The 11069-nt window shown below is 66.1% G+C and carries 7 protein-coding genes and 2 pseudogenes; all 9 read left to right on the forward strand.

Going from position 1 to position 11069, the window contains the following annotated elements; translation table 11 throughout:
- On the forward strand, nucleotides 1-1150 hold a 1150-nt coding region (gene carA / locus K728_RS0111485), incomplete at its 5' end, for a glutamine-hydrolyzing carbamoyl-phosphate synthase small subunit (RefSeq protein ID WP_443110970.1).
- Nucleotides 1151-4467 (forward strand): annotated as a pseudogene (gene carB, locus K728_RS19255) (carbamoyl-phosphate synthase large subunit).
- On the forward strand, nucleotides 4454-5335 hold the full coding sequence (gene pyrF / locus K728_RS0111495; RefSeq protein WP_019482809.1) for an orotidine-5'-phosphate decarboxylase: 882 nt from the start codon (nucleotides 4454-4456) through the stop codon (nucleotides 5333-5335). Before carB ends, pyrF begins: the two are co-directional and overlap by 14 nt.
- Nucleotides 5336-5440: 105 nt before the next feature.
- A complete protein-coding gene (gene mihF, locus K728_RS0111500; protein ID WP_019482808.1) occupies nucleotides 5441-5770 on the forward strand; it encodes an integration host factor, actinobacterial type in 330 nt (109 codons plus the stop codon).
- 26 nt (nucleotides 5771-5796) lie between these two features.
- Nucleotides 5797-6378 carry a guanylate kinase gene (gmk, locus tag K728_RS0111505; protein WP_237742141.1) on the forward strand — a complete coding sequence of 194 codons (582 nt, stop codon included), beginning with the start codon at nucleotides 5797-5799 and terminating at the stop codon, nucleotides 6376-6378.
- 56 nt (nucleotides 6379-6434) lie between these two features.
- Nucleotides 6435-6698: a DNA-directed RNA polymerase subunit omega gene (gene rpoZ, locus K728_RS0111510; RefSeq protein WP_019482806.1), complete on the forward strand. Its 264-nt coding sequence runs from the start codon at nucleotides 6435-6437 to the stop codon at nucleotides 6696-6698.
- A gap of 21 nt (nucleotides 6699-6719) precedes the next feature.
- Nucleotides 6720-8002, forward strand: a pseudogene (locus K728_RS19260) (bifunctional phosphopantothenoylcysteine decarboxylase/phosphopantothenate synthase).
- Between the two features lie 80 nt (nucleotides 8003-8082).
- Nucleotides 8083-9297, forward strand: coding sequence for a methionine adenosyltransferase (metK, locus tag K728_RS0111520; protein WP_024476799.1), 1215 nt, complete (start codon nucleotides 8083-8085; stop codon nucleotides 9295-9297).
- 73 nt (nucleotides 9298-9370) lie between these two features.
- The coding region (locus tag K728_RS0111525) for a hypothetical protein (RefSeq protein ID WP_024476800.1) at nucleotides 9371-11069 on the forward strand (1699 nt) is incomplete at its 3' end.

An 11069-nucleotide genomic window follows, 5' to 3' on the forward strand; every position in this document is an offset into this window, starting at 1 on the left:
CGAGGCGGTCTTCGCCACCGGCATGACCGGATACCAGGAGACGATCACCGACCCGTCCTATGCCCGCCAACTGGTGGTCCAGACGGCACCCCACATCGGCAATACCGGGGTCAACGCCGCCGACGCCGAGTCCCGCCGCATCTGGGTGGCTGGCTACATTGTGCGCGACGCCGCCCGGAAACCCTCCAACTGGCGGTCTGAGCAGAGCCTCGACGGTCAGCTCCGCGACCAGGGCATCGTCGGCATCCAGGGAGTCGACACCCGGGCGGTCACCCGCCACCTGCGTGAACGCGGCGCAATGAAGGCGGGAATCTTTTCCGGGCCGGCTGCGGCTGGATCCGATGCCGAATTGCTGGCGCTCGTCGCCGGTCAGGAGTCAATGCAGGGTGCCCGGCTGGCCGAGGAAGTCAGCGCCACCAGCCGGTATGTGGTCGAACCGTCCGACAACGGCTGGGAGGGTGAGCCCCTGTTCACCGTCGCCGCGCTGGATTTGGGCATCAAGTCCATGACCCCCAAGCACTTCGCCCAGCGCGGCGTGCGCACGGTCGTGCTGCCCGCCAGCTCAACCTTCGACGACGTCGCCCGGGAGTCACCGGATGGCGTGTTCATGTCCAACGGGCCCGGCGACCCTGCGACGGCCGACCCCCAGGTCGCCCTGCTGCGGGAAGTGCTCGACGCGCGGATCCCCTTCTTCGGGATCTGCTTCGGCAACCAGATCCTGGGGCGCGCCCTGGGGTTTGGCACCTACAAACTCCGGTACGGCCACCGCGGCATCAACCAGCCGGTGCTGGACCGGCGCACCGGAAAGGTGGAGATCACCTCCCAGAACCACGGCTTCGCCGTCGATGCTCCCCTCGATGGTCCGACCCAGGCGCCCGAGGGGCGCTTCGGCAGGGTCGAAGTCAGCCACGTCAGCCTCAACGACGACGTCGTCGAGGGCCTCGCCTGCCTCGACCTGCCGGCCTTCTCCGTCCAGTACCACCCGGAGGCAGCAGCGGGACCCCACGATTCGGCGTACCTCTTTGACCGGTTCATCCAGCTGATGGGTGACACGCGGTCCTCCGACCAGCCGAGCAGCGACGCGAACGTCAGCGACACCAACGTCAGCGACACGAACGTCAGCGCCGCAAACGATAAGGAAGCAAACTAGATGCCACGCAGAACTGACCTCAAAAGCGTCCTGGTCATCGGCTCAGGGCCCATCGTCATCGGGCAGGCCGCCGAGTTCGACTATTCGGGAACGCAGGCCCTGCGGGTATTGAAGGAGGAGGGCCTGCGGGTCATCCTGGTCAATTCCAACCCGGCCACGATCATGACCGACCCGGAGTTCGCCGACGCCACCTATGTGGAACCCATCACCCCCGAGGTGGTCGCCAAGATCATCGAGAAGGAGCGCCCCGACGCCCTCCTGCCTACTCTCGGCGGCCAGACTGCCCTCAACGCTGCGATCGCACTCGACAAAAACGGCGTACTGGACAAGTACGGTGTTGAACTGATCGGCGCCAACATCGCAGCAATCGAGCTGGGGGAGAACCGCGAGAAATTCAAGGGTGTCGTCGGCCGCTGCGGCGCCGAATCCGCCAGGTCGATGATCATCCATTCCATCGACGGTGCGCTCGAGGCAGCCGATGACCTGGGCTACCCGATGGTGGTGCGCCCCTCCTTCACCATGGGCGGTCTCGGCTCGGGTCTTGCCTACAACGAGAAGGACCTGCGCCGCATTGTTGGCCAGGGACTGCAGTACAGCCCCACCACCGAGGTCCTCCTCGAGGAGAGCATCCTCGGCTGGAAGGAATATGAGCTCGAGATGATGCGGGACAAGAACGACAACGTGGTGGTGGTCTGTTCCATCGAGAACTTCGACCCGGTCGGCGTCCACACCGGGGATTCCATCACCGTGGCCCCGGCCATGACCCTCACAGACCGCGAATACCAGCGGCTGCGTGACATCTCGATCGCTATCATCCGAGAGGTCGGCGTCGACACCGGCGGCTGCAACATCCAGTTCGCCATCGAACCGGATACCGGCCGGATCGTCGTCATCGAAATGAACCCGCGGGTATCCCGGTCCTCGGCCCTGGCTTCCAAGGCCACCGGCTTCGCGATCGCGAAGATCGCCACGAAGCTCTCCCTCGGCTACACCCTGGACGAGATCCCGAACGACATCACCAAGAAGACGCCGGCCTCCTTTGAACCGACCCTCGACTACGTGGTGGTCAAGGTGCCCCGGTTCGCGTTTGAAAAGTTCCCGGCGGCCGATCCCACCCTGACCACCACCATGAAGTCGGTGGGTGAGGCCATGGCGATCGGCCGGAACTTCACCGAAGCGCTCCAGAAAGCCCTGCGCTCCCTGGAGCAGAAAGGCTCCCAGCTGTCCTTTGACATCTCAGCCGACATCGACGTGCCGGCCCTCATCAGTGCGGCCAGGCGCCCCACCACCGAGCGGCTCTCCCAGGTGCAGCAGGCGCTCCTCGGTGGTGGCACTGTTGACGAGCTGTACCAGGCCACGGGAATCGACCCCTGGTACCTGGACCAGCTGGTCCTGCTCAACGAGGTGGCGGAAACTATCCGGGAGGCACCCGCGCTGACCGAGGAAATGCTGCGCCTCGCCAAACGCCACGGCTTCTCCGATGAACAAATCGGGGCGCTGACCCACACCCCCGAAGCGGTGGTGCGCGGGGTACGCCATGCGCTCGGGGTGCGGCCGGTCTACAAGACCGTCGACACGTGTGCCGCCGAATTCGCTGCCTACACTCCCTACCACTACTCGTCCTACGACGAGGAGGACGAGGTGGGCCCCCACGCCCAGCCGTCCATCATCATTTTGGGATCCGGGCCCAACCGGATCGGCCAGGGCATCGAGTTCGACTACTCCTGCGTCCACGCGTCGATGGCGTTGCGCAAGGCCGGCTACGAAACGGTGATGGTCAACTGCAACCCGGAGACCGTGTCCACCGACTACGACATCTCCACCCGGCTGTACTTCGAGCCGCTGACCCTCGAGGATGTCCTCGAAGTCATCGCGGCCGAGGAACGCACCGGCGGCGTGATGGGCGTGTTCGTGCAGCTTGGCGGGCAGACTCCGCTGAAACTCGCGCAGGAACTGGCCGACGCCGGCATCCCGATCCTGGGCACGTCCCCCGAAGCCATTGACCTGGCCGAGCACCGCGGCGCGTTCAGCCGGGTCCTCGACGCGGCGGGGCTGATTTCGCCCAAGAACGGCACCGCCGTTTCGTTCGAGGACTCCAAGAAGATCGCCGACGAGATCGGGTACCCGGTGCTGGTCCGGCCGTCCTATGTGCTGGGCGGCCGTGGCATGGAAATCGTCTACGACGAGGCCAACCTGTCCCGTTATATCGCCAACGCCACCGAGATCACCGAGGCGCATCCGGTCCTGATCGACAGGTTCCTGGAAGACGCCATCGAGATCGACGTCGACGCCCTGTACGACGGCACCGACCTGTACCTCGGCGGTATTATGGAGCATATCGAAGAGGCGGGAATCCACTCCGGCGACTCGGCCTGCGTTCTGCCACCGATCACTCTCGGAGCCGATATCCTGCAGCGCGTCCGTGAAGCCACCCTCGCCATCGCTGAAGGCGTCGGGGTCCGGGGTCTGATCAACATCCAGTTCGCGTTGGCCTCCGATGTGCTCTACGTCCTGGAAGCGAACCCGCGGGCCTCGCGCACCGTGCCGTTCGTGTCCAAGGCCACCGGTGTGCAGCTCGCCAAAGCCGCGGCGCTGATCGGCACGGGAGTCTCCATCGCGGCCCTCCGGACCGAGCATGGTCTGCTTCCGGCGACCGGCGACGGCGGGGACCTCCCCCTGGACGCTCCGGTCTCGGTGAAGGAAGCAGTGCTGCCGTTCAGCAGGTTCCGCACCACCGACGGCACGGTAGTGGATTCACTGCTCGGCCCCGAGATGCGGTCCACCGGTGAAGTCATGGGTATCGACAAATACTTCGATACCGCCTTTGCCAAGAGCCAGTCGGCTGCCAACGCAGCACTGCCGACCGAGGGCCGGGTGTTCGTTTCGGTTGCCAACCGGGACAAACGGTCAATCATCATGCCGGTCAAACGTCTAGTGGATCTCGGCTTTGAAATCCTGTCCACCGGCGGCACCGCCGATGTGCTGCGCCGCAACGGTATCCAGTCCACCACGGTGCGCAAGATTGCCGAGGGCACCGGGGAACACGGTGAGGGAACGGTGGTCGACCTGATCACCGATGGCACCATTGACATGATCATCAACACGCCCACCGGCGGGCAGGCCCNCGCGGCGACGGGTACGAGATCCGGGCCGCGGCGACGTCGTACGGTCTTCCGGTGATCACTACGGTGCCCGAATTCGGTGCTGCGGTGCAGGCCATCGAGGCCATGCGGTCCTACGAGTGGTCGGTCACCAGCCTCCAGGAACACGCCGCTAACCTTCGGGTTGCCACCGAAGCCCGCGATGCCGCACGGTAACGGAACTTTCGGGGTCCGGCTTGCGGAGCGGATGCGCAGCAGGGGCAACCTGTGTGTGGGCATTGACCCGCACCCGGCGCTGCTGCGCGACTGGGGGCTGAACGACGACGCCGCCGGATGCGAACGCTTCGCCCTGACCGTGCTGGACGCGGTGGGGGAGACCGCCTGCATCCTGAAACCGCAGGTGGCATTGTTTGAGCGGCACGGGTCGGCTGGGCTGGCCGCCCTGGAACGCCTGCTGGCTGCCGCCGCGGACCGGGAGGTGCTGACGATAGCCGATGCGAAGCGCGGGGACATCGGCTCGACCATGGCCGCCTACGCCGACGCGTGGCTCCGGGACGGGTCAGCCCTGGCCGCCGATGCGGTGACGCTGAACCCGTACCTGGGGTTTGAATCGCTGCGCCCCGCCCTCAACCTTGCCGCAGAAACCGGTCGAGGCGTCTTCGTGCTCGCGCTGACCTCCAATCCGGAGGGAGCTGACATCCAGCACGCCCAGGTCCGGGACCCGGCAGCCGCCGGGAACCAGGGTGGGGCCAGTATCGGCCGTGCAGTGGCCCGGATCATTGCCGACGCTGCTGCGTGGGAGAACCGCGACGCCGTCGGTCTTGGATCGGTGGGCCTGGTGGTGGGTGCCACGGCGGGCGCAGCAGTGCGCACGCTGGGCCTGGAACTGGGAAAGCTGAACGGTCCGATTCTGGCACCCGGGATCGGCGCCCAGGGCGCGGGGCGAGCCGAAATCGCTGACACGTTTGGCGGGGCCTCAGCCCTGGTCCTCGGAAGTGCCAGCCGCAGCATCCTCGCTGCGGGTCCCGAGCACGGCAAGTTGCGGGCGGCAGCGGAACTGGCGCTGGCTGAGCTCGGCAATTGATTTTGGGCCGCAACTACGGATAGGTTCAGTGCAAGCCCATTCCACAAGAATTTGCATCTACCCGAGCGATCAGCGCGGGACGGTGCCTACTGCAGGGGAGCACTTGTGAGCTTGAAGCCGCTATCGGACTCCGAACGGACGCAAGCGCGCGAGAAAGCCACTGCCGCCCGTGCGGTCAGGGCTGAACTGAAAGTGAAACTGAAGACCGGTGAGACCACTGTCAGCGAAGTGGTCAACGGGATGTCCGAGGATGAAGCCGTCAGCCGGTTGAAAGTCCTTGACCTCCTGAAGGCTCTCCCCGGGGTCGGTGAGGTGCGGGCAGCAGGCATCATGAACGACGTCGGCATCGCCGCCACGCGCCGCGTGCGCGGGCTGGGTGTCCACCAGCGACAAGCATTGATCGAACATCTAGCAAAGCAGGATCCAACGCCCTGACTGGGGCGAGCCAAGGACGCCTGTGAGTGAGGAACCACGTGTCGCAGCCTCGGCTGACAGTACTCGCCGGGCCGACGGCCGTCGGCAAGGGAACCGTCTCGACCTACATTCGCGATAACTACCCACAGGTCTGGCTGTCGGTCTCCGCCACCACCCGGCCAGCCCGTCCCGGCGAGCTCGACGGCGTCCACTACTTCTTCGTCAGCAACGAGGAATTCGATGACCTGGTCGGGTCGGGCCAAATGCTCGAATGGGCTCTGGTCCATGGGCGGAACCGGTACGGCACCCTGCGACGCACCGTTGACGCGGCAATGGCCGACGGCAAATCGGTGCTCCTGGAGATCGATCTGCAGGGCGCGCGGCAGGTCAAGGAGTCAATGCCGGAAGCGAATTTTGTGTTTCTGACCCCGCCCAGCTGGGACGAAATGGTGCGTCGGCTGGTCGGCCGCGGCACCGAAACGGAGCAGGAGCAGCAGCAACGGCTGGAAACCGCTAAACTAGAACTTGCTGCGGAACCTGAATTCGATCACACGGTGGTCAATGACAGTGTTCAGCGTGCAGCGGACGAGCTTGTATCACTGATGGGACTAAGCCCGGAGGAGCGCTAACGCGCGGTCCGCGAGCCGATGTTCCACCAACAATCTGAAACATTTACGGAGTATTTGTGTCAACACAGCCTGAAGGCATCATCAACCCGCCGATTGACTCCCTGTTGGAGGCATCGGACTCGAAGTATGCCCTGGTGATCTACGGAGCCAAGCGCGCCCGCCAGATCAACGCGTACTACTCCCAGCTCCACGAGGGCCTGTTCGAGTACGTCGGCCCACTGGTCGACACCCGTCTGAACGAGAAGCCACTCTCAATCGCCCTGCGCGAAATCAACGAGGGCATGCTCGTCGCCACGCCGGTCGAATCCACCGAGCAGTAGCTTTATCCAGCTGCCAACCACGTGCGCATAATTCTGGGAGTCGGGGGAGGGATTGCCGCCTATAAGGTGGCTTCCCTCCTCCGGCTTTTTACTGAGGCGGGGCACAACGTGACGGTGATCCCCACCGATGCTGCCACCCGGTTCGTGGGGACCGCCACGTGGGAGGCGCTGTCAGGCAATCCAGTCAGCAACAGCGTGTTCGACGACGTCGACAAGGTCAACCACGTCCGGTTGGGGCAGCTCGCTGACCTCGTGGTCATCGCCCCGGCCACGGCCGACCTGCTCGCGAAGTCGGCAGCGGGGATGGCCCCCGACCTTCTCACCGGGACTTTGCTGATGGCCAGCTGCCCCGTCCTGATGGCACCCGCAATGCACACCGAGATGTGGCAGCACCCCGCTACCGTTGCCAACGTGGCCACCCTGCGGAGCCGGGGTACGCTCATCCTCGACCCGGTCTCCGGACGATTGACCGGCACCGACTCGGGTGCTGGCAGACTCCCCGAGCCCGCCGAAATTTTCGCGGCAGCAATGGCCGCCTATGACGCTGCCCACGGTCGACCTGACGCCCAGCACACCGGGTCAGGCGCCGAAACCGGGGCCGGAACCCTGTCCGCACCCGGTTCCCTCACCGGTCGCCGTGTGGTCATTACCGCCGGGGGCACCCGCGAACCCATCGACCCGGTGCGCTACCTCGGTAACCGTTCCTCAGGCAAGCAGGGGATGGCGCTGGCCGCGGCGGCTCNCTCGCCGCGGGGGCAACTGTTGAACTGATCCTCGCCCACGTCGAAGTCCCGGCGCCAGACGGCGTCGAACTGGTCCAGGTCGAAACCGCCGAGGAGCTGCGGACCGCGACCCTGCGCGCCGCCAAGCAGGCCGATGCGCTGATCATGGCAGCAGCCGTGGCGGATTTCCGCCCCGCCGAACAAATTCTCACCAAAATTAAGAAACGTGCCGACGGCGTCGACCCCGTCATCACCCTGGTCCGCAACCCCGACATCCTCAGGGAAGCCGTAGAGCAGCGAACCGCGGCGGGCGCCGGACCCGTGATCGTCGGGTTCGCCGCCGAGACCGGGGACCCGACCGCTGATCCCCTGAGCCACGCTCGGGAGAAACTCGCACGCAAAGGCTGCGACTATCTGGTGCTCAACCAGGTGGGCGACGGCAGGGTGTTCGGACTGGATGACACAGCAGCAACCATCCTTGCTGCTGGTGGCACCGAACCTGTTGAGGTCATCGGAACTAAAGCCGAGGTAGCCACTGCCGTGGTGGCCCGGTTAGCAGCAGCCCTTGCGGGCCGGGGCTAGCCGCCCGCACGCCACCCGGCACAGCACACAGTCCGTCACCCAACCGCCGTCCTGTCGGTCGAACCAAGTAGAGTGATCAAGTGAATTCAGCCAATCCCGTTCGCAGCGACCTGCGCCTGTTTACCTCGGAATCAGTCACCGAGGGCCATCCGGACAAGATCTGTGACCAGATCAGTGACGCCATCCTCGATGCCATGCTCGAGAAGGATCCCAAATCCCGGGTCGCCGTGGAAACCCTCGTCACTACCGGACTGGTGCATGTGGCCGGCGAAGTCACCACCGAGGCCTACGTGGAAATCCCGGAGCTGGTCCGGCAGACCCTCCTCGGTATCGGGTACGACTCCTCGGCCAACGGCTTCGACGGGGCACGGTGCGGCGTGTCGGTGTCCATCGGGCAGCAGTCACCAGATATCGCGAACGGCGTGTTCAACTCCCTGGAGACCCGCCAGGGTACCGGGCTCGACCCGTACGACGCGCAGGGCGCCGGCGACCAGGGCATCATGTTCGGTTACGCCAGCGACGAGACGGCAGTGCTCATGCCGACGCCCATCTGGTTGGCGCACCGGCTGTCCGAGCGTCTGACGACCGTCCGGAAGGATGGCACCCTCGATTACCTTCGTCCCGACGGCAAGACCCAGGTCACCATCGGCTACGACGGCGACATCCCGGTATCGGTCGACTCGGTGGTCGTTTCTTCCCAGCATGCCCAGGGCGTGAACCTGGACCAGCTGCGGGCCGACCTCGCCACCTACGTGATCGATCCGGTGCTGGCGGCGTCCGATCTGGATATCAGTAACGTGCGGCACATCCTCAACCCGGGTGGTGATTTCGTGATCGGTGGCCCGGTGGGCGACGCCGGACTGACCGGGCGCAAAATCATCGTTGACACCTATGGCGGCATGGCCAGGCACGGTGGCGGCGCGTTCAGCGGCAAGGACCCCTCAAAGGTCGACCGTTCGGCGGCCTACGCGATGCGCTGGGTAGCGAAGAACGTGGTGGCGGCAGGCCTGGCCCGTCGCGCCGAAATTCAGATCGCCTACGCGATCGGGATGGCCCAGCCAGTGGGAATCTACGTTGAAACCTTCGGCACTGAAACGGTCGACCCGGCCGCTATTGGCAAGGCCATCCGCGAGGTGTTCGACCTTCGCCCGCTGGGCATTATCAACGCCCTTGACCTGCTGCGCCCGATCTACCAGAAGACCGCTGCTCACGGCCATTTCGGCCGCGAAGACGTCGGCTTCAACTGGGAACTCACCGACCGGGTGGACAAGCTGCGGAGCTATTTCAACGCCTAGGACGGATCCGGCCGGGAGCGGACACGGGGACGGCTCCGACGGCGGCGTCACTTCTCAGCCCCCGCACCGGACCGTGCCCGCTGCGTCCCCCAGCGGCGGTGCCGGCGGGGCTGTCCAGCTGTCGCTCCTCCAGGGCTTCCCGACAGCCCCACGGGCAGTCGGCGCCACCGTCCCCGCAGGAACCCTGCCGGTCGCCCAGGTCATCCTTGATTCGCCCCTGACCCACCTCGACCGGGTCTTCGACTACGCCGTTCCCGCGGAGCTCGCCGACGCAGCCCAACCCGGGGTGCGGGTCAAGGTGCGCTTCAGCGGGCGGGAATTCACCGGGTTTATCGTCGCACGCACTGCCACCACCGAAAGCGCCAAGCGGTTGCTGCCGCTGGCGAAAGTGATCTCCGAGCAGCCGGTTCTCACGCCCGAAGTACTGGCCCTCAGCAGGGCAGTCGCCGCCCGGTACGCGGGAACCGTCAGCGAAGTTCTGAAGGTCGCCATCCCGCCCCGGATGGCGCGCGTTGACGCTGCCTTCGCGGTGACAGGTGAGGAGGCTGCTGCCGGGGTTGTGGGCACTTCCGAGCCCGCAGCAGGTCAACCCGAAACAGGTGCGGGCGCCGGGGCTGCGCTCCTCACCCGCTACGCCAACGGTGCCACCTTTTTGCGGCACCTCGCTGCCGGGCACAGTCCCCGTGCCGTGCTGACCAGCCTGGGCGGCTACGGGGCAAGCGACTGGCCAGCGGAAATCGCCGAGGCGGTAGCTGCTGTGTGGCACACGGGACGCGGGGCCGTCGTCGTCGTCCCTGACCAGCGGGACCTGGCACGGGTCGAAGCGGCATTGGACCAGCGACTGGGCGCCGGAAACATTGCGCGACTGACCGCCGAGGACGGGCCAACGCCCCGGTACCGGAACTTTCTCAGGCTGCTGAGCGGGCAGGTGCGGGTGGCCGTCGGCACCCGGTCTGCCGCCTACGCGCCGGTCCAGGACCTGGGACTGGTGTGCCTGTGGGACGACGGCGACGACCTGCATCAGGAGCAGCGCGCTCCCTACCAACATGTCCGGGAGGTGCTACTGCTTCGCGCCGAGCAGGAGGGTTGCGCTGCGCTGCTCGCCTCCGGAGCCCAAAGCACCGAGGCGCACCGGTTGGTATCCACCGGCTGGGCGCAGGCAATTGTCGCCGACCGTTCCGAGGTTCGTCGAAGCACCCCGCGGGTCATCCATACGGGGGACGAGTTTCAACTTGCCCGCGATCCGCTCGCTGCCAGGGCCCGCATCCCGCATGCCGCGTGGAAGGCTGCGTCCGAGGGGCTGGCGCACGGCCCGGTGCTGCTGCAGGTGGCACGTACTGGATTTTCGCCGGCGCTGGCCTGTGAGGAGTGCCGCGAGCCTGCGCGGTGCACCGCGTGCACCGGTCCGCTCGCCCAGACCGGGCGCGGCGGCGCACCGGGATGCCGCTGGTGTGGCAGGCCGGACCTGCGATGGAGTTGTGCCAACTGCGGGGGCCAGCGGTTGCGTGCCACGGTTGCAGGGGCAACCCGTACCGCAGAGGAACTGGGGCGGGCCTTCCCCGGGGCGACGGTCTACTCTTCCGCTGGCGAACACATTCTGGACACCGTGCCCGACCGGCCCTCGGTGGTGGTCGCCACCCCCGGCGCAGAGCCACTGGCCCCCACCGGTTACGCGGCGGTGATTCTGCTTGACGGTTCGGCGATGCTCTCCCGCGAGTCGCTCCGGGCGGGGGAGGACACCCTGCGGCGCTGGTTCACCGCTTCGCTGCTGG

It is taken from the genome of Arthrobacter sp. CAL618 (assembly GCF_000468215.1).
Taxonomy (GTDB): domain Bacteria; phylum Actinomycetota; class Actinomycetes; order Actinomycetales; family Micrococcaceae; genus Arthrobacter_D.

Bases quoted from the DNA above. Each gene is read 5' to 3' on its own strand.
- pyrF (WP_019482809.1), top strand. From the start codon at position 4,454: ATGCCGCACGGTAACGGAACTTTCGGGGTCCGGCTTGCGGAGCGGATG.